Source organism: Streptomyces sp. NPDC057099, assembly GCF_042671245.1.
In the GTDB taxonomy this organism is placed as follows: Bacteria; Actinomycetota; Actinomycetes; order Streptomycetales; family Streptomycetaceae; genus Streptomyces; species Streptomyces purpurascens.
This window is the reverse complement of sequence record NZ_JBHUTX010000014.1, coordinates 70,009-90,942: the sequence shown is the minus strand read 5'-3', so window position 1 is coordinate 90,942 and position 20,934 is coordinate 70,009. Positions and strand designations below refer to the sequence as shown.

Here is a 20,934-nt window from a genome sequence, read left to right as displayed (position 1 = left end):
GCTCGTACCACCACCCAGGATCTCAAGCTTCACCCCCCTGCGCACGCCCACCCCCGGGCCGTGACCACCCGCGACGGGCGATGCGCGCGCGGGGCGGCCGGGGTTCGCTGAGGTCCACGCGCACCACCTACACAGCCGTGCGGCTCGGCCCGGACGGCTCGGAACGGGGGTACGGACCATGTGCCGCTGGCTCGCCTACTCGGGCACCCCGGTGCTGCTCGACGACGTCCTCTACCGTCCGCAGCACTCGCTGATCGACCAGAGCCTGCACGCGCGGATGGGTGTCGAGACCACCAACGGCGACGGCTTCGGGATCGGCTGGTACGCGTGGCATCTGCGCACGCCCGCCGTCATCCGCGACACCGGTCCGGCCTGGAGCAACCGCAATCTGCGGGAGATCGCCGACCATGTCCGCTCGTCGCTGTTCTTCGCCCATGTGCGCGCCTCCACCGGGACGACCGTGCAGCAGACCAACTGCCATCCCTTCCGCCACGGACGCTGGCTGTGGATGCACAACGGGGCGATCTCCGGGTTCCACGACCTGCGCCGGGATCTCATGCTGACCGTGGACCCGGCGCTGTTCCCGGCGCTGGAGGGCACGACGGACTCCGAGGTGATGTTCCACGTGGCCCTCACCTTCGGGCTCGACGGCGACCCGCCGGGCGCGGTGGCCCGGATGGCGGGGCTCGTCGAGCGGCTGGGGCACGAGCAGGGGGTGCCGCAGCCGCTCCAGATGACGGTGGCGGTGACCGACGGCGAACGGATCTGGTTCTTCCGGTACTCCAGCGGCAGGGACTCGCGGTCGCTGTACTACAGCAGCCGGGTGGACGACGTGCGTGCCCTCCACCCCGACCTCGCGTTCCTGAGGCACGTCTCCGAGGAGACCCGGCTGGTCGTGTCGGAGCCGCTGGGCGATCTGCCCGGTGTCTGGAACGCCGTACCGGAGAGCAGCTACGGCGTCATCCAGCCCGGCCAGGACCAGCTGCTGCGGGACTTCGAACCCGAGCCGGTCTGAATGCGCGGGTGCCTCAGCGCAGCTGTGCGGCGAACACCTCGTACGCCGGCGCGTCGAAGAGGACGAACCGGACCACCTCGACATCGGTCCGCGCCGCGCGCACCGTGTCCACCGCGATACGGGCGGCGTCCTCCATCGGATAGCGGTAGACGCCGGTGGAGATCGCCGGGAAGGCGACGGTACGGGCGCCGAGTTCGTCGGCGACGCGGAGGGACTCGCGGTAGCAGGAGGCGAGGAGGTCCGAGCGGTCCTCGGTCACGCTGAACACGGGGCCGACCGTGTGGATCACCCAGCGGGCGCCCAGGTCGCCCGCGGTGGTGGCGACGGCCTGCCCGGTGGCGAGGCCCTTGCCGTAGTGGGCGGCGCGGAGCTTGCGGCAGTCCTCGAGGATCGCGGGGCCGCCGCGCCGGTGGATCGCTCCGTCGACCCCTCCCCCGCCCAGCAGGGAGGAGTTGGCCGCGTTGACGATGGCGTCGACGCTCTCGCGGGTGATGTCGCCCCGGACCAGTTCGATGGTGGTCATGACTGCCTCAGTCGCCGCCATACGGCCTTCGCCGCGTTGTGTCCCGACATGCCGTGCACCCCGGGGCCGGGCGGGGTCGCCGACGAGCAGATGAAGACTGCCGGATGGGGGGTGTGGTACGGGAACGGGGTCACCTTGGGGCGCAGCAGGAGCTGGAGTCCGGAGACCGCGCCGGAGGCGATGTCGCCGCCGACGTAGTTGGCGTTGCGGGCGGCGAGTTCGGGCGGGCCCGCGGTGGCGCGGGCCAGGACACGGTCGCGGAACCCCGGGGCGAAGCGCTCCAGTTGGCGCTCGATGGCGTCGGTGAGGTCGCCGGTCCAGCCGTTCGGGACGTGGCCGTAGGCCCAGAAGACGTGCTTGCCCGCCGGGGCCCGGGTGGGGTCGACGACGCTCGGCTGGACCGTGATCAGGAACGGTTTGTCGGGGGCCCGGTCCTCGCGGGACGCGGCGCGCAGCGCGGAGCCGATCTCCGCGCTGTTCGCGCCGATCTGGACCGTGCCGGCGACGCGGGCCTCCTTGGCGGTCCACGGCACGGGCCCGTCCAGCGCGTAGTCGATCTTGAAGACGCCAGGGCCGTAACGGTAGTCGGCGTAGTAGTCGCCGAAGCCGGCGATGCGGGCCAGGGCGGTGGGCGAGGTGTCGAAGACGTATGCCCGGGCCGGGGGCAGGTCGTCGAGGCGCTTGACCTCGTAGTCGGTGTGGACGCTGCCGCCGAGGTCCCGCAGGTAGGCGGCGAGGGCGTCGGAGAGGGACTGGGAGCCGCCGCGGGCGACGGGCCAGCCGCGGGCGTGCGCCGCGAGGGCGAAGACCAGGCCGATGGCGCCGGTGGCGAAGCCGCCGAGCGGTGCCATGACGTGCGCGACGAGCCCGGCGAACAGCGTCCTGGCCGGTTCGTCGCGGAAGCGGCGCATCAGCAGGGTCGACGGGGGCAGGCCGACGAGGCCGAAGCGGGCGAGGGTGACCGGGTCGCGGGGCAGCGCGGTGAGCGGCAGGGACATGAAGTCCCGGGCCAGGGTGTCCCACTTGGGCAGGAAGGGCTCGACGAGCCTGCGGTACGACCCGGCGTCACGCGGCCCGAAGGAGGCGGCGGTCTCGCCCACCGACCGGGACAGCACGGCCGCCGTGCCGTCCGGGAAGGGGTGCGCCATGGGCAGCTCGGCGTGCAGCCACTCCAGGCCGTACCGCTCCAGCGGCAGGGCGCGGAACGCCGGTGAGTTGATGCCGAGCGGGTGCGCGGCGGAGCACGGGTCGTGCCGGAAGCCGGGCAGGGTGAGCTCCTCGGTGCGGGCTCCGCCGCCCACGGTGCCCCGGGCCTCGAAGACGGCGACGGAGAAGCCGCGGCGGGCCAGCTCCACGGCCGCGGTCAGTCCGTTGGGTCCCGCACCCACTACGACGGCATCGAGCATCGACGGCACCTCTGACCCCTTCGTCAGCCGACGGCCACTGAAGGTCAGGATATGCCCGGGGACTGACAGTCACCGGCCGCGGGTGATTTCCGGCCTCGAAGAGGCCTGGAGGACGCCTGGAAGGCCTCTGGAGGCGTCAGGAGCGCCGTCGAGCGACCAGGTGTGTACGTTCGGTGACCGTCAGGCTCCGCCCGACAGCAGTCCCGCCACATGGCGGGCCGTGGCCGCGTCGCGGGCCGCGGTGAAGGGGAGGTCGTTGCCGCCCGTGATGCGGAACGGCTCGCCCGAGCGGGTCAGGTGGGTGCCGCCCGCCTCCTCGACCAGGAGCAGCCCTGCGGCGTGGTCCCACGCGGCCTCCCAGGAGAAGGCAATGGCGTCCGACTCGCCCCGGGCGATGGCGAGATACTCCAGTCCGGCCGAGCCGCACGGGCGCGGTGCCACGCCCTCGGTGCGCAGGCCGAGCAGGGCGTGCTTCTGTTCGTCCGTCGTGTAGTCGGGGTGGGAGGTGGCCACGCGGAGGTCCCGGCCGGGCTCCGGCACTCCGGCGAACAGCCGCTCGCCGTCGAGGTAGGCGCCCTTGCCGCGCTGGGCGGTGGCGAACTGCTCACGGGCGGGGGCGTAGGTCCAGGAGGCGAGCAGGGTGCCGCCCTGCGCCAGCGCGACCAGGGTGCAGAACCCCGCGTCGCCGTGCACGAACTGCCGTGTCCCGTCCACTGGGTCGACGATCCAGACCGGGGCGTCGCCGCATATCGCCTCGTACGACGCCGGGTTGGCGTGGACCGCCTCCTCGCCGACCACGACCGAGCCGGGCAGCAGGTCGACCAGGACGTCGGTCAGATAGAGCTCGGCCTTGCGGTCGGCGTCCGTCACCAGGTCGTGCGGGCCGCTCTTCTCGTCGACCTCGTGCGCGGCGAGCCGGCGCCAGCGCGGCATGATCTCGGTGGCGGCCGCCTTGCGGATCGCCTCCTCGACGTCGGAGGCGTGCTGTACGAGAAACTCTTCGATGGTTTCGTTGCTGTCGATCACCCCTCCATGACAACACGTGCCACTGACAATCCCCACCCTCCGGGTGCACCCCGGATGGCATCGCGATGAACGATGAACAGCGACGACCCCGTGCGGGCCGGGCGACGGCGGCCCCGCCGGATCACCGGCCGACCGCGTATCCCTGCATGCCGCGCGGGTTCGCCGCCGCCGACAGGACGCCCGTCTCCGGGTCCCGCGCGACCGCGCACAGCCGGCCTTCCGACCAGGGGCCGCCGACGGTCACCTCGTGGCCGCGCCGCCGCAGCTCCGCGACGACCTCCGGGTCGGTGCGGGACTCCACGGTGACGCTCCCCGGGCGCATCCCGCGCGGGTAGAAGGAGCCGGGGAAGCTGTCGTTGTGCCAGTTGGGGGCGTCGATCGCGCCCTGCAGGTCGGGGCCGCCGCGGACCCGGGCGCGCAGCGCGACCGCGAGGAAGAAGTGCAGCTGCCACTGGTCCTGCTGGTCGCCGCCCGGGGTGCCGAACGCCATGACGGGCACGCCCTCGCGCAGGGCGATCGAGGGCGTCAGCGTGGTGCGGGGGCGGCGACCGGGGGTGAGGGAGTTGGGCAGGCCCTCCTCGAGCCAGGTCATCTGGAGCCGGGTGCCGAGCGGGAAGCCCAGTTCGGGCACGACGGGGTTGGACTGGAGCCAGCCGCCGCTGGGCGTGGCCGAGACCATGTTGCCCCAGCGGTCGACGACGTCGAGGTGGCAGGTGTCGCCCCGGGTGGTCCCGTCGGCGAGGACCTCCGGTTCGCCCGGCACGGGGGACGCCGCGCTCTTGGCGACGGTCGGTTCGCCGACGCCCAGGGCGTCACAGCCCTCCTGGGCGGCGGCCGCCCCGCGCGCGTGCGCGCACAGCCTCGGGGTGCGTCCGCCGGGGCTGCCGGGCCGCAGATCGTGGTCGGACCGCTCGCCGACGAGGGCACGCCGGGCCGCGTTGTACCCGTCGGACAGCAGGTCGTCGAGCGGCACCTCGGCGGCGTCCCCGTACCAGGCCTCCCGGTCGGCCATGGCGAGCTTGCAGCCCTCGACCAGGAGGTGGACGTAGTCGGCGGAGCCGTAGCGGGGCAGCTCGGGCGGGAGCAGGGCGAGCTGCTGGAGCAGGACGGGGCCCTGGCTCCAGGGGCCGGGCTTGCAGACGGTCCAGCCGTTCCAGTCGTACGTCACCGGCGTCTCGTAGGTCGCGGACCAGGCGGCGAGGTCTGCGGCCGTGAGGGTGCCGGTGTGGTGGGTGCCGCTGGTGTCCAGGGTGGGGCGCGCGGCCTGACGTACGAGGGCCTCGGCGATGAATCCGGTGCGCCACACCTGCCGCGCGGCCTCGATCCGGGCCTCCCGGTCGCCGGCCCCGGCGGTCTCGCCGAGCAGCCGCTTCCAAGTGGCGGCGAGCACGGGGTTGCCGAAGAGCTCGCCGGGGCGGGGTGCCTTTCCGCCGGGCAGGTACACGTCGGCCGACGAGGTCCACTCCGTCTCGAACAGCTCGCGGACGGTCTCCACGGTCTCCCCGACGCGCTCCACGGGCGCGTGCCCGTGCTCGGCGTACCCGATGGCGTACTTCAGGACGTCGGCGAGGGACTTGGTGCCGTGATCGCGCAGCAGCACCATCCAGGCGTCGAACGCGCCCGGCACGGCGGCGGCGAGCGGCCCGGTGCCGGGGACGAGGTCCAGGCCGAGACCCCGGTAGTGCGCGACGGTCGCCCCGGCCGGTGCGACGCCCTGTCCGCACAGCACCCGCACCTCACCGCCGGCCGGGGCCAGCAGGATCGGCACCTCGCCGGCCGGACCGTTCAGATGCGGCTCCACCACATGCAGCACGAACGCGCCCGCCACGGCGGCGTCATAGGCATTGCCGCCGTCCTCCAGAACGGCCATCGCCGACTGGGAGGCGAGCCAGTGGGTGGAGGAAACCATGCCGAAGGTGCCCTGGAGGGTGGGGCGGGTCGTGAACACAGGGCCTCTCATCTCGCTGTCCAGGCACATCGGCCGGGGTGAGGGGAGCTCGGGATCGTACGGGAGAATTCCGGGGAGTTTAAGACATTGGCGCGCTTCAGCACTCCCCCCGGCAATCCACTTCGATGCGCCGAATACGACGCGGCGCGCCCGTCCTCGACATCGACGCAGGTAAAGAGCGACTCAACTCCACTGCGTCGCGCACGTGTTCCCGTAAACTGCGCCTGCCTTTGACACCGAAGTTACATGGGGGCATCACGGATGAATACGGGCATAGGTGTTGTGCTTGCCGCATTACGGAAGAGAGAGATCTGAGGTGATGCGTGTGCACGGCATACGGAGATGGGGCCCGGCAGCGGCTGCCCTGACGCTGCTGGCCGGAGCCTTTCAGGGAATTCAGGCGTCCCCGGCAGCCGCGGCGGACTGCTGGCGAGCCACCTGCTCGGGAAAGGACCCCATTCAGATGGGGTGTGACGACGACGCCGAGATTCTTCAACAGGTCACCGAGGCGGACGAGTCGGTCGTGGTGCGGCTCATGTGGTCGCCGAAGTGCCAGGGGGTATGGATGAAGATCTCACGTGATCTCGACACGTCCCCTGACTACGTGTACGGGACATTGTGGACGACACGTGCTTCCGACGGCGGCATTCAGGAGCACGACACCACGGGTCTCCTCTCCGACGGTGTGGCAGGCGCCTACACCAAGATGCAGAACTGGAAGACCACGACCGCGAAGGCGTGCTGGAACGACGTCAATGCTCAGTACGACCCCGCGCCTGTGACGTACATCAAGAACAACAACAACGCGAGCCTCCCGCTCGTGCATGGCTTGTGTACGGACTGGCTGTGAGGAAGACGATGCGCACAAGACGCCTCAGGAGATACTTCTCCGCGAACCCGCTGCTGGTCATGAGCGTGGTGGCGGCATCCGCCGCCCTGGCCCCCCTGACCTCCCTGGACGCCACGGCCCAGGCGGCCCCCACCGCCTCGGACGACGCGACGCCGCGCCTGTTCTCGGCACCCGGCAAGGAGCTGGGATCGGGCTACACCTCGTCACCGGATGCCATCGTGCAGGCCACCGGCGACGCCGAGGGGCTGCACATCCTCGCGGCGAGGGAGAGCGACGGGTTCTCCTTCTACGAGATCGCCCGCCTCAACCGCAAGGAACTGTCCGACGTCGGCCCGTGGACGGGCTACGTCTGCACCACGGGGTCAGGGAACTACGCGGCAGCGGTCTACGCGCCGTCGGTCTGGTCCAACGAACCCGGCGCGTACGAGAACGGCGCGTTCGCCGCGGTGATCCGTCTCTCCGACGGCAAGGTCACAGAGATTCCCGACCGGGTGCAACTGGCGTACTTCACGCCGGGCTGCGGAACCGGCGACGAGGTGGCGTTCACCTCCAGTTCGGCCACCGACAAGTCCGCCGGCGCAACGACGGTGACATCGGTCGACGCGGCCACGGGATCGGTTTCCTCCCGCCGCACGGTCAACGGCTACCTGACGCACGTCACGCCCACCCGCAAGGGCACCGTCGGCGTACTCGACGGCGATCTCGTCGATCTGAAGGCCGACGGCAAGAAGCTGTCCGCCCGCAAGCTCGCTGCGGTACCCGGCCCGATGTTCGCGCTGACGGCTTCGAAGAACGGCACCGTGGACGTCGGCACGGTCGCCGGCGAGAGCAGCATCATCTCCCGTTACAACGGCAAGGACTTCACCGAACTGGGCCGCGCCCCGAAGGGGGAGGTCAAGCTCCTCCCCGTGGCGGACGGCGATGCGGTCGTCGGCGATGTGAAGGGAATCGACACCAGTAAGGCCCCGGGGCTTTCCAAGCACGCGGTGGACGGCCACGTGGCCGGGATCTCCCGCCACGGGCACCTGGTGACAAACTCGGTGTTCTCCGAGCAGATGAAGGGCATCACCACCCGTGTCGGCTCGCCCTCGGACAAGGGCGCCGGAACGCTGACCGTCAAGGCGACCGCCCTCAAGACCGGCGCGAAGGCCACCACGCTCGTGGACGCCGACCGCAAGCGGCCGAAGCCGGATTCCTCGCTGCCGCTGGACCCGGCCGCGTTCACCGTCGCCGGACCCGATGACCAGGATCCTCTCACCTGCGGTGAGGGCATGCCGGAAACGCAGTGCCTGTCCGGATCCGGCGCGGCCGTCTACGGCAAGGTCGGGGAGATGGAATCCCCCTGCATCGTCAAGCGCAACGACCCCAAGCGCCAGGCGCTCCAGGCCAGCGCGAACATGGTCGAGTGGGCAGTCGACCAGGCTGTCCACGGCACCCTGAAGGTCGCCCGCCCGACGAACTGGCACGACACCGGCCTGGGCGCCTACACCCCGCAGGGCCTGTTCCCCAAGCCGGGGCTGACCGGCGGGGGCGAGATCCCCGCCCAGGTCATGCTGGGCATCCTCGCCCAGGAGTCCAACTTCAAGCAGGCGTCCTGGCACTCCATGAACGGCGACTCGGGCAACGTCACCAAGTCCGACTGGTACGGCAACGAGAACGGCATCCACGGCTACCCCACGCGGGCCAAGGCCGACTGCGGCTACGGCATCGCCCAGGTGACGACCGGCATGTCCGAGGAGCACGCCGAGCAGTTCGACACCTTGCGCGCCGGCGCTGTCACCACTGACTACGCCGCGAACATCGCCGCCGGCCTAGGCATCCTGGCCGAGAAGTGGAACCAGCTCAAGGCGCTGGGCATGAACACCAACAACGGCAACCCGGCCTACATCGAGAACTGGTACACGGCGCTGTGGGGCTACAACTCCGGTGTCTACACCTCCGGCTCCGTCGGCCTGGGCTTCTTCAACAACCCGATCAACCCGCGCTATCCCGCCGACCGGCAACCGTTCCTGCGCCACAGCTATGACGACGCCTCCCACCCCGGCGACTGGAACTACCCGGAAAAGATCTTCGGCTGGGCGGAAGTCCCACAGATGACGTGGGACGGAGAAGAGTCGTACTCCGAGCCGAACATGCCGCTCGGCGGAATCACGGCAGCCCCGCGCACCCTGTTCTGCAACCCGTCCATCAACGCGTGCGACCCGGACGCGGCCGACCCGTGCCCGAGCTGGGACGCGAAGTGCTACTGGGACGGCAGCGTGAACTGGATGGGCTCGCAGAGCAGCAGCAACTCCAGTACCGAGAAGCTCAACTACTCGCCCGGGTCGGGAGAGCCCGAGCTGAAGAGCAAGTACGGTCACGGTCCGTGCATCGACCACCCGAGCGTCTACACCAACGCCATCATCGTCGATGACCTCGGCCAGCACGAGGACACCTACGGATGCGGGGACTTCGAGGCAGCCGACGACGGCAAGTTCACCCTTCAGGCCGGTGACAACATCACCACGCTGAGGGACGACGGCACGTTCCGCGCGACCCCCTACCTCGCCCCCATCGACCTCCACCAGCTCGGCGCGGGGTACGACCACCACGTCTACTTCACGCACAGCTACGGAGACACCGACTACTTCCACAAGGTCACCGGCCGGTGGGAGGTCAACCAGGCCAAGTTGCCCTCGGGGGACCAGCCCGGCCAGCGCTACAAGGTTTATGTCCACCTGCCCAGCCACGGCGCGGAGGCGGTCGTCCGGTACAACTTCATCCCGGGCGACAACACGGCCGGCGCCAAGTCCGACTACTGCCGGGTCAACCAGGGAACCCGCAGCGCGGGCAAAGACACCTGGTTCGAGATGGGCACCTTCTCCTTCTGGAAGGGCGGCCGGATCGAGGCGGACAATCTCCATGACGCCGGCACCGGAGACGACAACGTGGTGTTCGACGCGATCGCCTTCGTCCCGTTCAATTACGCCGAGCCCGGTGCGTGCAACCTCAACGACGGTGGCCTGTGATGCGCGCCGCCGTCCGTGTTCCCGTCGTGCTGATGACTGTCGTCATCGGCGCGGCGGGGGCCGTCTCCTGCAGCAACCAGAACAGCCCCGGATCGGCGGCGCCCCACCGTTCCAAGGCCGCAGCGTCTGGCCCTGAGCCATCCGAGGAGCGGACCGCGCCGCGTGCCGCCGATCTGCCGAAACATCCGGTGAGTGGCGACAAGCGCCCCGGCTTGGGCACGGCGGACACGATGGCCACCGGATACACCGGCAAGGACTTCCTCGCCGGACTCTCGAAAGACTGGAAACTGAAGCTGGGCAAGCCCGTTGAGCAGGAGATGCCCGACGGCAAGAAGAGAACCTACGTCCACGGGCGCGGGGGGAACGGGGTGTCGGTTTCGGCCGGATACGCCGATCACGAGAACATGTCATCCCTGTTGTGCAGAACCGGCGCGAACCAGCCCGATGGTCCTGACTTCCTCGCCGCCTGCACTCGGCTCGACGTGGCGGGAGTCGACCACGGCAAGGCTTCCTCGTGGCTCAAGCAGGCCCGGAAGGAGACCGACTCCCTGTACGAGAAACGGGTTGCCGAGACGGGCAACAAGAAGGAGTACGTGGTCAGCGGGGTGTTCACCTCGGGTCCGGTGACGATGATTCTGCACCGGGCGTACGACAAATACTCGCTGAGGATCCTCGGAGGCGCGGTGGCACAGCGCAACTAGCCGGCTTACAGAGCGAAGGTCCCTGCTGTCGCCGGCAGGGACCTTCGCCCCGCCGGCCCAGGCAATTCGCTCTACAGGGGCGAGCAGATGAGCTCTTCGGTCTTTTGCTTGTACTCCTGCATTTCGCCCGCCTCGTAGCCGGATTCCTTCAGGCTCTGCATCAGTGACGCCGTGTCGCCACACAGGCGGGGACGCTGCTTGTCAAGGTAGGACTTGACGCCTGCAGCGGTCAGTTCTTCCCACGTCCGTTTGATCTCGTCGCTCTTCTCGTGCGCGTAGGAGAACTCGACCCATTCCTCTTCCCGGTCCGTCAGGCGGGACGTGTCAACAGCCGTGTCACTTCCCGTGCATGAGACGGCCATGAGAATGCATGCCACCACCAGCAGACATAGGCGCGCTTTCTTCACAACGCTCTCTTCTGTGTAGACTTCCAGGGGCGCATCATACCGCATGTACGCGTCAATTTTGGTTGTTGAATGGTGGGAAGTTGGGGTAAATCCCGACTTTTCCAGGGCGGCGCCGAAGGCACGGATCAAGGCTGCGCAGCGCGACCGCGCCGGTGCGAACGGTATTCCCGCCGGTCGTGTACCGGACCGCACTTCCGCACCACGGGGACTCGTGTGACACTGTCGTTCCGTCCGCCGTGCGGGCCCGCTCCGCACCGTCTGTCCCCCACAGAAGGGCGCCGTGCGTTCCCTACCTCTGCCCCTGGCCCTGACCGCACGCCTGTCTCCGGTGGTCGTGCTCGCGATCATGGGCTGGTCCCTGTCGTCCGGTCCGCTCGCCGCGCCACAGGCCGCCGAGCAGACCTCGGCCGACGAGAAGACCGAGACCCAGTCCGCGGCCGGCCCGTCGACGGAGACGGTGTCGAAGGCGTACTCGGCCGCGCCGGCGCCGTGCGAGAGCCTCGCCAAGAAGACGCTCGAGTCGCTGGTGCCGGGCGCCAAGACGGCCGGGAAAGAGATCCCGTCCACGGACTCGAAGCTGCGCCGCACCTGCTCCTGGAACGCGCTCAAGGGGTACGACTACCGCTGGCTCGACGTGTCCTACGAGGTGCTGGCGTCGGACGAGGCGGCGCAGACGGCCTACCGGAAGCACACCGAGGAGAAGAGCGGCGGCGGCGCCGTCCCCGGCCTCGGCGACACCGCGTACTCCATCGTCAACCTCACCGACGAGGACAAGCAGGAGACCCGCGAGGGCCAGGTGTTCGTCGCGGCGTCCAACGCCCTGGTGACCATCACGTACAACGGCAGTGACTTCGAGTCGAAGAAGGCACCCAGTACGGACACCATCAACAAGGGCGCCATCAAGGCCGCCAAGGAAGCGGTGGCCGCGCTGGAGGCCGAAGGCGGCAAGGGCTGATCGCCCTCCAGCGCACCACCCGTGTCAGACCGTGGTGCGGTTCCGGCCCCGCAGCGCCATCAGCACCAGGTACAGCACCATCGACGTGCCCAGGCCCACCGCCCAGCCGTAGTCGGCCAGGTCGGCCAGCGCCGGGATCGGACGGCCGTCGATCAGCGGCTTGAAGCTCGCGCCGCCGACGGCGAGGATGCCGCCGACCGCGAAGGCCACGACAGCCCGCCAGTTCCAGCCGCCCTCGTACCAGTAGCGGCCGCCCGTGCGGTACAGGTCGGCCAGGTCCAGGCGGGCGCGGCGCAGGATCCAGTAGTCGGCGATGAGGATGCCCGCGACGGTGCCGAGCAGCCCGCCGACCAGGCCGAGCCAGGTGAAGATGTAGCCCTGCGGGTCGGAGTACAGCTTCCACGGGAAGATCAGCACACCGAGGACGCAGGTGGCGAGGGCGCCGGCCCGGAAACTGATCCTGCGGGGCGCGATGTTGGAGAAGTCGAAGGCCGGTGAGACCAGGTTGGCCGCGACGTTGACCGACAGTGTCGCCACCAGGACCGTGACCAGAGCGAAGAGCAGGCCCACCGTGCTGTCCGTCTTGGCGGCGAGCTGTACCGGGTCCCAGATCGCCTCGCCGTAGACGGCTTGCGAACCCGAGGTGACCATCACGGACAGGAAGGCGAAGAGCGTCATGGTCGTCGGCAGGCCGAGCGCCTGGCCCCGGGTCTGCGCCTTCTGGCTCTTGCCGTAGCGGGTGAAGTCGGGGATGTTCAGCGACAGCGTGGACCAGAAGCCGATCATGCCCATCAGGGCCGGTGCGAAGAGCTTCCAGAAGTCGGCGCCCCAGCCGAGCTTCGACGGCTGGTCGAACAGCGGGCCGAAGCCGCCCGCCTTGTCGCTCATCCACCACAGCATCACGAACGCGCCGACGAGCACGAAGGGCGCCGCCCAGTTCTCGAAGCGGCGGATCGTCTCCATGCCCCGGTAGATGATGACGACCTGCAGCGCCCAGAAGATGGCGAACGACAGCCACATGGTCCAGGCGTAGCCGCCGACCTTCGCGGCGTCCGTCCAGCCGCTCCCGATCAGCTTGCCGGCGAGGAAGTAGATGGCCTCGCCGCCGATCCAGGTCTGGATGCCGAACCAGCCGCACGCGACCAACGCCCGTACGACGGCGGGCAGGTTGGCCCCGCGGATACCGAAGGAGGCCCGGGCGAAGACCGGGAAGGGTATGCCGTACTTCGGTCCGGCGTGCCCGGTGAGCAGCATCGGTATCAGCACGATGACGTTGGCCAGGGCGATGGTGAGCACCGCCTGCTTCCAGTCCATGCCGACGGCTATGAGCCCGGAGGCCAGGGTCCAGGAGGCCGTGTTGTGGGCCATGCCGACCCACAGCGCGGAGAAGTTGTACGTGGTCCAGGTGCGCTTCTCGACGGGGACCGGCAGCAGGTCCTCGTTGGCGTAGGGACCGGTCGGTGCGGGGGCGCCCGGGGCGATCTCCACCCGGCCGTCGGCGAGGGTGACTTGGGAGGTCGGCGGTGGGGCCGTGGGAGCGGTATCGGTCATGTGCCAGGCCAATCAGGGGAGGTGGGACGGGAAAGGCCATGCGGGTGACGCCGATGGGGGGGTGCGCTCGGGAGCGTCCTGGGCCCCCTTCCCGGGCCGCCGGGAAGGGGGAGTTGGAGGAGAGGTGTTGCCGGGCGGGTACGTCAGCCGACGACTGCCGGGATGACCCGCGTCCCGTACGCGTCGATCACGGCCTCCTGCGCGTCGTGCATGTCGTAGACGGCGAACTGGTCCACGCCGAGCGCGCGCAGCGCCTCGAGCTTCTCGATGTGCCGCTCGACCGGGCCGATCAGGCAGAACCGGTCGACGATCTCGTCGGGCACGAACTGGGTGTCGGGGTTTCCACTGCGCCCGTGGTGGGAGTAGTCGTAGCCCTGGCGGGCCTTGATGTAGTCGGTGAGTTCGTCGGGCACCTGGGCGGAGTGCTCGCCGTACTTGGAGACCAGGTCGGCGACGTGGTTGCCGACCATGCCGCCGAACCACCGGCACTGCTCACGCGCGTGGTCGAGCGCCTCCGGCGAGTCGTCCTCGGTGACATAGGCCGGGGCGGCCACACAGATGGTCACCGCGTCGGGGTCCCGGCCGGCGGCGACGGCCGCGTCCTTCACGGCCTTGACCATGTACTCGGTCAGATACAGGTCGGCCAGCTGGAGGATGAACCCGTCCGCCTCCTCCCCGGCCATCTTCAGGGCCTTGGGGCCGTACGCGGCCATCCACACGGGCAGTTCGGCGCCCTCGCCGATCCACGGGAACCGGACGACGGTGCCGCCGAGGTCGGCCTCCCGGCCGCTGCCGAGCTCCCGGATGACCTTCATGGCCTCGCTGATCCGGGCCAGGGTGTTGGGCTTGCGGCCGGCCACGCGCATCGCGGAGTCACCGCGGCCGATGCCGCAGACCGTGCGGTTGCCGAACATGTCGTTGAGCGTCGCGAAGGTGGAGGCGGTGACCTCCCAGGTGCGGGTTCCCGGGTTGGTCACCATCGGCCCGACCTTCAGCCCGGTCGTGTTGGCCAGGATCTGGCTGTAGATCACGAATGGTTCCTGCCACAGCACGGCGGAGTCGAAGGTCCAGCCGTACGAGAAGCCGTTGCGTTCCGCGCGCTTCATCAGGCTGACGACCCGCGACGCGGGCGGGTCCGTCTGCAGGACGAGTCCGAAGTCCATCCGCACTACTCCTAATTGAGGTACTGACAGGTGGAACGCGGGGTGAAGACGCCGTGCCCGGCGTGTCCGGTGTACTCCCGCTCGGTGATGACGAGTTCGCCGCGCGAGAGGACCGTCTCGACCCGGCCGGTGGTGCGTTTGCCCTCGTACGCCGAGTAGTCGACGTTCATGTGGTGCGTCTCGGCCGACATGATCTGCTCGGCGTGCGGGTCGTAGATGACGACGTCGGCGTCGGCGCCCGGCGCGATCGTGCCCTTCTTCGGGTACAGGCCGAACATCCGGGCCGGGGAGGCACAGGCGATCTCGATCCAGCGGCGGCGGGAGATGCGCCCGTCGAGGACCGCCTGGTGGAGCAGGTCCATCCGGTTCTCGACGCCCGGGAGGCCGTTGGGGATCTTGGAGAAGTCGCCGAGGCCGAGGTCCTTCTGGCCCGTGAAGCAGAAGGGGCAGTGGTCGGTGGAGACGACCTGGAGGTCGTTCGTGCGCAGGCCCCGCCACAGCGCGGCCTGGTGTTCCCGGGGCCTGAGCGGTGTGCTGCACACGTACTTGGCGCCCTCGAAGTCGGGCTCGGCGAGGTTGTCGGTGGACAGGAACAGGTACTGCGGGCAGGTCTCGCCGAAGACGGGCAGCCCCTCGTCGCGGGCCCGGGCCAGCTCGGTGACCGCCTCCGTCGCCGAGACGTGCACGACGTACAGGGGCGCGCCGGCCACCTGCGCGAGCTTGATGGCACGGTGGGTGGCCTCGGCCTCCAGCAGGGCCTTGCGGACCTCGCCGTGGTAGCGCGGGTCGGTCTCGCCCCGGGCCAGCGCCTGTTCGACCAGGACGTCGATCGCGATGCCGTTCTCGGCGTGCATCATGATCAGGCCGCCGTTGTCTGCGGAGCGCTGCATGGCGCGCAGGATCTGGCCGTCGTCGCTGTAGAAGACGCCCGGGTAGGCCATGAACTGCTTGAAGGAGGTGACGCCCTCCTCCACGAGGTGGTCCATCTCCTTGAGGGTGTGCTCGTTGACGTCGGAGACGATCATGTGGAAGCCGTAGTCGATGGCGCAGTTGCCGTCGGCCTTGGCGTGCCAGGTGTCCAGGCCCTCGCGGAGGCTGTGCCCGACGCTCTGCACGGCGAAGTCGACGATCGTCGTCGTGCCGCCCCAGGCGGCGGCGCGGGTGCCGGTCTCGAAGGTGTCGGAGGCGAAGGTGCCGCCGAAGGGGAGTTCCATGTGAGTGTGGGCGTCGACGCCGCCGGGGATGACGTACTTTCCGGTGGCGTCGATGGTGCGGTCCGCGGTGAAGGACTCCGCCGCGGGGGTGTTGGAGGCGGCGAGGGCGGCGATGCGGCCGTCCTCGATCAGGACGTCGGCGTGGATCTCGTCGGATGCGGTGATGACGAGGCCGCCGCGGATGACGGTTCGGGTGCTCATGTTCTGTCGCTCCTCGCCGTTTGAACGTGACGGTTGTGTGTGGCTGGTCGCGCAGTTCCCCGCGCCCCTAGGTTCCTTACGGTGCTGTCAGTGGGCCGTACGCGCCCGGTGCGCGGTCCCTGTAGAACTGCCAGCGGTCGCGGACCTCTCGGAGTTTGGCCATGTCCAGGTCGCGGACGACCAGTTCGGGCTCCTTGTCGCTCGCGACCTCGCCGACGAACTGGGCCTCCGGGTCGACGAAGTAGGAGGTGCCGTAGAAGTCGTTGTCGCCGTACTCCTCGACGCCGACCCGGTTGATGGCGCCGACGAAGTACTCGTTGGCGACGGCCGCCGCCGGCTGTTCCAGCTGCCACAGGTAGGCCGAGAGGCCGCGCGAGGTGGCCGAGGGGTTGAAGACGATCTCGGCGCCGGCGAGGCCGAGTGCCCGCCAGCCCTCCGGGAAGTGGCGGTCGTAGCAGATGTAGACGCCGACCTTGCCGACGGCGGTCTCGAAGACCGGCCAGCCGCTGTTGCCGGGGCGGAAGTAGAACTTCTCCCAGAAGCCGCGCACCTGGGGGATATGGGTCTTGCGGTACTTGCCGAGGTAGGAGCCGTCCGCGTCGATCACGGCGGCGGTGTTGTAGAGGACGCCGGGCTGCTCCTCCTCGTACATCGGCAGCACGAGGACGATGCCGAGTTCCTTCGCGAGTGCCTGGAAACGCCGGACGATGGGGCCCTCGGGGATCTGCTCGGCGTACTCGTAGAAGGCCGGGTCCTGGACCTGGCAGAAGTACGGTCCGTAGAACAGCTCCTGGAAGCACAGGACTTGAGCACCCTGCGCGGCGGCGTCGCGGGCCGCCTGCTCGTGGACCTGGATCATCGATTCCTTGTCGCCCGTCCAGGCGGTCTGGAAGACGGCGGCACGGATCACTGGGCTCATCGGGACCTCCGGTCGCTCGGTGTGCCGTGAGCCTAGGAAGTGCGCCGGTCGTCTTTGAGTTGCACCGTGTCACGTCTGAGGGCGTGCGGCGTGCCACCGTGTCACGCTGCCGTGGGTCCATGTTTCACCGCCGTTTTCCCAGGTGGTCACAGGTTTCACTGCTGTTGCGCGTCGTGCGCGAGGAGGGCGATGTGCACCGAGGCGGCCTGCTCGAAGTCGTCGAGGTCCACCCCGAGACGGACCTGTATCGCCTCCAGGCGGCGGTAGAGGGCCGGGCGGGAGACGTGGTGGAGCTGGGCCGTGCGGGACTTGTTGCGGCCGCTGGCGAGGTAGGTGCGCAGGACGGACAGCAGGTCCTCGTCGGTCTCGCACAGCAGCCCGTCCAGCTCCCGCTCCGCGAAGGACTGCACCTGCGGATCGTCCCGCAGGAGACGGATCAGACCGCGCAGGTGGACGTCCTTCAGGCGGACCACCGGCGGGAGATCGAGGACCGCCGCCGAGTCGGCGACCGCGTCCGCGACGTGCTGGGCCTCGCGCAGTCCCGCGGGTACGTCGTCCCAGACGGCCCGGGGGTCGGCGGCGGCGACGATGGTGCGGGCCTCCGACCCGGACTCGGTGCGCAGCCGGTTCGCGAAGTGCGCGGCGAGGGCGTCGGCGTCCTGGTCGCGGGGGAGGCTGAGGAGGACGGCGGTGGCCCCGTCGGCCAGTTCGGCGACCAGTCCGGGCAGGCCCAGCAGCCGCAGCAGCCGGTCGAGCCGGCCGGTGTCGCCGTCGCGGACGACCAGCGGCACGAAGGTCCGCCGGTTGACGGGCAGTCCGGCGGCGCGGGCCCGGGGCAGCAGTTGCCGGGCCGGTACGACACCGCTGACCAGGTCGGTCAGCAGGCCCTGCGCCGACTGCTCCTCCCACGAGCACGCCGCCGTGCCGCCGAGCATGCGGTGCAGGACGAGGGCCTCGGCGGCGCGGTCGGCCAGCAGTCGCCCGGTGGCGGTGTCGCCGCGGTAGCCGCACAGCACGATGCGGCCCCAGCGCTCCCCGCGTCCGCCCAGTTCGGCCCGGATCCAGCCGTCGCCCTCGGTGCCTCCGGCCTGGCGGGCGATGCGTTCCCAGTCGCGCAGTACGTCGTCGACCGCGGGCCGCTCCCCCGCCGTGCCGAGGACGCGGTGGGCGAGGTTGGTGACGACGACCGGGCAGGCGCTGTGCCGGGCGACCTCGTCGAGCAGGCGTTGCAGCGGGGCGCCCGCGGTGATGAGGGCGGTGAGTTCGGTGCGGACGGCCTCGGAGAGGCTGACGGCGGCGAACTTGCGCCGCACGAGCCGTGACTGGACCTCCTCGGTCAGCTCGGCGAAGGGGAAGGGCCGGTGCAGGACGACCATCGGCAGCCCGCACCGCTCGGCCGCTCGGCGCATCACGTCCGGGGCTGAGGGGAAGGCGCGGCCGAGTCCGAGGACGACGGCGGCGGCCTCCGCGCGGTGCAGGGACCGGACGTACTCGGCCTGCTTGTCCTCGTCGCCGGCGAGCAGCACTCCGGTGGTGAGGACCATCTCGCCGCCGGTGAGCATCACGCCGACATCGGCGGCCTCGGCGACGTGCACCCAGCGCACGGGCCGGTCCAGATGGCTCGCCCCGGCCACCACCTCGGGCTCCCCGGCGAGCACCCGCTCCAGGGTGAGGACCTGCCGGACCGACAGAGCGGGTTCCCAGGTGTCCGGGACGGTGGCCATGGCGACTTCCCTTGCGTCGGTGCGCTGCTACCGGATGCTCCGCAGAGCGTTCTCGAGGATCGCGGCGCCCTCCTCGGCCTCCGCGACGTTGAGGGACAGCGGCGGGGCGACGCGCAGACAGCTGGTGTTGTGGCCGCCGCCCTTGCCGATCAGCAACCCGCCCTCGCGGGCCGCCTCCAGGACGGCAGCGGCGGCCTGTGGATCGGCCTCGTCGGTCCCGGGTCGGGTGACCTCGATGCCGATCATCAGGCCGCGCCCGCGGACCTCCCGTACGGCCGGCACCTGCGCGGCGGCGGCCCGCAGCCGCTCGATGAGCAGGCCGCCGACCCGCCGGGCGTTGCCCTGGAGGTCATGTTCCACGAGGTAGTTGAGGTTGGCGAGGCCCGCCGCCATGGTGATCTGGGTGCCGCCGAACGTGGAGATGCTGTTGGAGTCCAGGCAGTTCATGATCTCGGAGCGGGCGACGACGCCGCCGATGGACATGCCGTTGCCGATGCCCTTGGCGAAGGTCATGAGGTCCGGCGGCCCGCTGCGCCCGTGGGCCTGCCAGCCCCAGAAGTGCTCGCCGGTGCGACCCCAGCCGGTCTGCACCTCGTCGGCGATCCACAGGATGCCGCGCTCGTTCAGCACCTCGCGGAAGGCGGCGTACAGCCCGTCCGGCGGCGAGGTGAAGCCGCCGACGCCCTGGATGGGCTCGGCGATCAGCGCGGCCGGCGGGCGGGTGTGGCCGAGCATGTCCTTGAGGTCCTCGACGCAGGCCTCGATGAACTCGGCGTCGCTCAGGGCGGCGTAGGGCCCTCGGGTGCGCACGCCGCCGTGGACGTAGAGCGTCTGCAGCGGGGACAGGGAGGTCGGGGACCAGCCGCTGTTGCCGGTGATGCCGACCGAGCTGAAGGAGCGGCCGTGGTAGCTGTTGCGCATCGCCAGGATCGTGTTGCTGCGCCGGTACGTCGTGGCCAGCAGCAGGGCGGTGTCGTTGGCCTCGGTGCCGGAGGTGGTGAAGAAGACCCGGGCCTCCGGGATGCCGCTCAACTGGGCTACGCGCTCGGCGAGTTCGACCATCGGCCGGTTGAGGTACAGGGTCGAGGAGTGGATGATCCGCGCGGCCTGCTCGCTGACCGCCTTGGTGATCTCGGGCAGCGCGTGGGCGGTCATCGTGGTGAGGATGCCGCCGAAGAAGTCGAGATACCGGTTGCCCTGGGCGTCCCAGACGTGGCGGCCCTCGCCGTGGGTGATCTCGAGGGGCTCCTCGTAGTAGAGGGCGAGCCAGTCGGGGAGCACGCCCCGGTGGCGGCCCAGCAGGTCGTCGGTCACGGCCGCACCAGCCCTTCGTAGGCGTCGGGGCGGCGGTCGCGGTAGAAGGCCCACTGCTGCCGCACCTCCTCGACGAGGCCGAGGTCCAGGTCGCGGATGACGAGCTCCTCCTTGCTGTCGCTGGCGACGTCGCCGACGAACTGTCCGCGTGGGTCGACGAAGTACGACGTCCCGTAGAAGTCGTTGTCCCCGTACTCCTCCTGGCCCACGCGGTTGATCGCGGCGACGAAGTACTCGTTGGCGACGGCCGCGGCGGGCTGCTCCAGCCGCCACAGGTGGGACGACAGGCCCCGGTGGGTGGCGGAGGGGTTGTAGACCAGCTGGGCGCCCTTCAGGCCGAGCTCGCGCCAGCCCTCCGGGAAGTGGCGGTCGTAGCAGATGTAGACGCCGACCTTGCCGACGGCGGTGTCGAAGACGGGCCAGCCGAGGTTGCCGGGTTTGAAGTAGTACTTCTCCCAGAAGCCCTTGACCTGCGGGATGTGGTGCTTGCGGTACTTGCCGAGGTAGCTGCCGTCGGAGTCGATCACGGCCGCGGTGTTGAAGTAGAAGCCGGACTGCTCGACCTCGAAGACCGGTACGACGATCACCATGCCGGTCTCGCGCGCGAGGGCCTGCATGCGCTGGACGGTCGGGCCGTCCGGGACGGGCTCGGCCCAGCGGTAGTGCTCGGGCTCCTGGACCTGGCAGAAGTAGGGGCTGTTGAAGACTTCCTGGAAGCCGATGATCTTCGCGCCCCGGCGAGCCGCCTCGCGGGCGTGCTCCTCGTGTTTCGCCACCATGGACTCGGTGTCGCCGGTCCAGGTGGCCTGGACCAGAGCGGCACGTACGACATTGGCCATGAGCTGCTCCTTCGACGCGACGTCTGCGTCTCTACGCCCGTAGAAGCGGACAGTAGAGCCACGAACGTAAGCCTCCGGCCCGGGCTTGCCAAGACCATCGTCCCCAACCCGCTGGGCGGAACGCGATTCGCACTCCTGTGGGTGAGTCGCCCGGGGCACGGTGTCGCCGG

General features: G+C 69.9%; 17 protein-coding genes. 5 read left to right on the top strand and 12 right to left on the bottom strand.

Annotated elements, in window-relative coordinates:
• Nucleotides 1-178: 178 nt before the first annotated feature.
• Nucleotides 179-1,015, top strand: a complete 837-nt coding sequence (locus ACFT4A_RS19900; protein WP_382831965.1) for a class II glutamine amidotransferase — start codon at nt 179-181, stop codon at nt 1,013-1,015.
• Between the two features lie 13 nt (nt 1,016-1,028).
• On the opposite strand, the gene ACFT4A_RS19895 is transcribed toward ACFT4A_RS19900, so the two are convergent.
• The 4 genes from ACFT4A_RS19895 to ACFT4A_RS19880 all read right to left on the bottom strand — a co-directional run bounded on the left by ACFT4A_RS19895 (nt 1,029) and on the right by ACFT4A_RS19880 (nt 5,930).
• Nucleotides 1,029-1,538, bottom strand: a complete 510-nt coding sequence (locus ACFT4A_RS19895) for an O-acetyl-ADP-ribose deacetylase (RefSeq protein WP_382831963.1) — start codon at nt 1,536-1,538, stop codon at nt 1,029-1,031.
• Entirely contained in the window at nt 1,535-2,944 is a 1,410-nt protein-coding gene (locus ACFT4A_RS19890) for a phytoene desaturase family protein (protein ID WP_382831961.1), read from the bottom strand. Before ACFT4A_RS19890 ends, ACFT4A_RS19895 begins: the two co-directional genes overlap by 4 nt.
• 180 nt (nt 2,945-3,124) lie before the next feature.
• A complete protein-coding gene (locus ACFT4A_RS19885) occupies nt 3,125-3,970 on the bottom strand; it encodes an inositol monophosphatase family protein (protein WP_382831959.1) in 846 nt (281 codons plus the stop codon).
• A 121-nt stretch (nt 3,971-4,091) separates the two neighbouring features.
• On the bottom strand, nt 4,092-5,930 hold the full coding sequence (locus tag ACFT4A_RS19880) for a gamma-glutamyltransferase family protein (RefSeq protein ID WP_382831957.1): 1,839 nt from the start codon (nt 5,928-5,930) through the stop codon (nt 4,092-4,094).
• A 313-nt stretch (nt 5,931-6,243) separates the two neighbouring features.
• Here ACFT4A_RS19880 and ACFT4A_RS19875 point away from each other — a divergent pair, with 313 nt between their 5' ends.
• From ACFT4A_RS19875 to ACFT4A_RS19865, 3 genes are read left to right on the top strand one after another with little or no spacing between them, the layout of a single operon-like run.
• Nucleotides 6,244-6,768, top strand: a complete 525-nt coding sequence (locus ACFT4A_RS19875) for a DUF2690 domain-containing protein (protein ID WP_382831956.1) — start codon at nt 6,244-6,246, stop codon at nt 6,766-6,768.
• Between the two features lie 8 nt (nt 6,769-6,776).
• Nucleotides 6,777-9,776, top strand: a complete 3,000-nt coding sequence (locus ACFT4A_RS19870) for a hypothetical protein (protein ID WP_382831954.1) — start codon at nt 6,777-6,779, stop codon at nt 9,774-9,776.
• Nucleotides 9,776-10,477, top strand: coding sequence for a hypothetical protein (locus tag ACFT4A_RS19865; protein WP_382831952.1), 702 nt, complete (start codon nt 9,776-9,778; stop codon nt 10,475-10,477). The genes ACFT4A_RS19870 and ACFT4A_RS19865 overlap by 1 nt, the downstream gene beginning before the upstream one ends.
• A gap of 71 nt (nt 10,478-10,548) precedes the next feature.
• Here the strand turns inward: ACFT4A_RS19865 and ACFT4A_RS19860 are convergent, their stop codons facing one another.
• Nucleotides 10,549-11,013: a hypothetical protein gene (locus tag ACFT4A_RS19860; protein ID WP_382831950.1), complete on the bottom strand. Its 465-nt coding sequence runs from the start codon at nt 11,011-11,013 to the stop codon at nt 10,549-10,551.
• A 151-nt stretch (nt 11,014-11,164) separates the two neighbouring features.
• On the opposite strand from ACFT4A_RS19860, the gene ACFT4A_RS19855 reads away from it, so the two are divergent.
• The gene (locus ACFT4A_RS19855) at nt 11,165-11,839 is read left to right on the top strand and encodes a hypothetical protein (protein ID WP_382831949.1); all 675 of its coding nucleotides are present in this window, start codon (nt 11,165-11,167) and stop codon (nt 11,837-11,839) included.
• Between the two features lie 24 nt (nt 11,840-11,863).
• On the opposite strand, the gene ACFT4A_RS19850 is transcribed toward ACFT4A_RS19855, so the two are convergent.
• The 7 genes from ACFT4A_RS19850 to ACFT4A_RS19820 form a co-directional block, all read right to left on the bottom strand.
• The gene (locus ACFT4A_RS19850; RefSeq protein ID WP_382831947.1) at nt 11,864-13,390 is read right to left on the bottom strand and encodes an NCS1 family nucleobase:cation symporter-1; all 1,527 of its coding nucleotides are present in this window, start codon (nt 13,388-13,390) and stop codon (nt 11,864-11,866) included.
• A 143-nt stretch (nt 13,391-13,533) separates the two neighbouring features.
• Entirely contained in the window at nt 13,534-14,553 is a 1,020-nt protein-coding gene (locus ACFT4A_RS19845; protein ID WP_382831945.1) for a TIGR03842 family LLM class F420-dependent oxidoreductase, read from the bottom strand.
• Nucleotides 14,554-14,564: 11 nt separating this feature from the next.
• A complete protein-coding gene (gene hydA / locus ACFT4A_RS19840) occupies nt 14,565-15,968 on the bottom strand; it encodes a dihydropyrimidinase (RefSeq protein ID WP_382831943.1) in 1,404 nt (467 codons plus the stop codon).
• Nucleotides 15,969-16,044: 76 nt separating this feature from the next.
• Nucleotides 16,045-16,887: a nitrilase-related carbon-nitrogen hydrolase gene (locus ACFT4A_RS19835; RefSeq protein ID WP_215117614.1), complete on the bottom strand. Its 843-nt coding sequence runs from the start codon at nt 16,885-16,887 to the stop codon at nt 16,045-16,047.
• 155 nt (nt 16,888-17,042) lie between these two features.
• The gene (locus ACFT4A_RS19830) at nt 17,043-18,611 is read right to left on the bottom strand and encodes a PucR family transcriptional regulator (RefSeq protein WP_382831940.1); all 1,569 of its coding nucleotides are present in this window, start codon (nt 18,609-18,611) and stop codon (nt 17,043-17,045) included.
• 27 nt (nt 18,612-18,638) lie between these two features.
• Nucleotides 18,639-19,925 (bottom strand): aspartate aminotransferase family protein, encoded by a 1,287-nt coding sequence (locus tag ACFT4A_RS19825; RefSeq protein ID WP_382831936.1) that lies wholly within the window; start codon nt 19,923-19,925, stop codon nt 18,639-18,641.
• Complete coding sequence (locus tag ACFT4A_RS19820; protein WP_382831934.1) at nt 19,922-20,764, bottom strand: nitrilase-related carbon-nitrogen hydrolase; 843 nt, start codon at nt 20,762-20,764, stop codon at nt 19,922-19,924. Before ACFT4A_RS19820 ends, ACFT4A_RS19825 begins: the two co-directional genes overlap by 4 nt.
• Between the last annotated feature and the right edge of the window lie 170 nt (nt 20,765-20,934).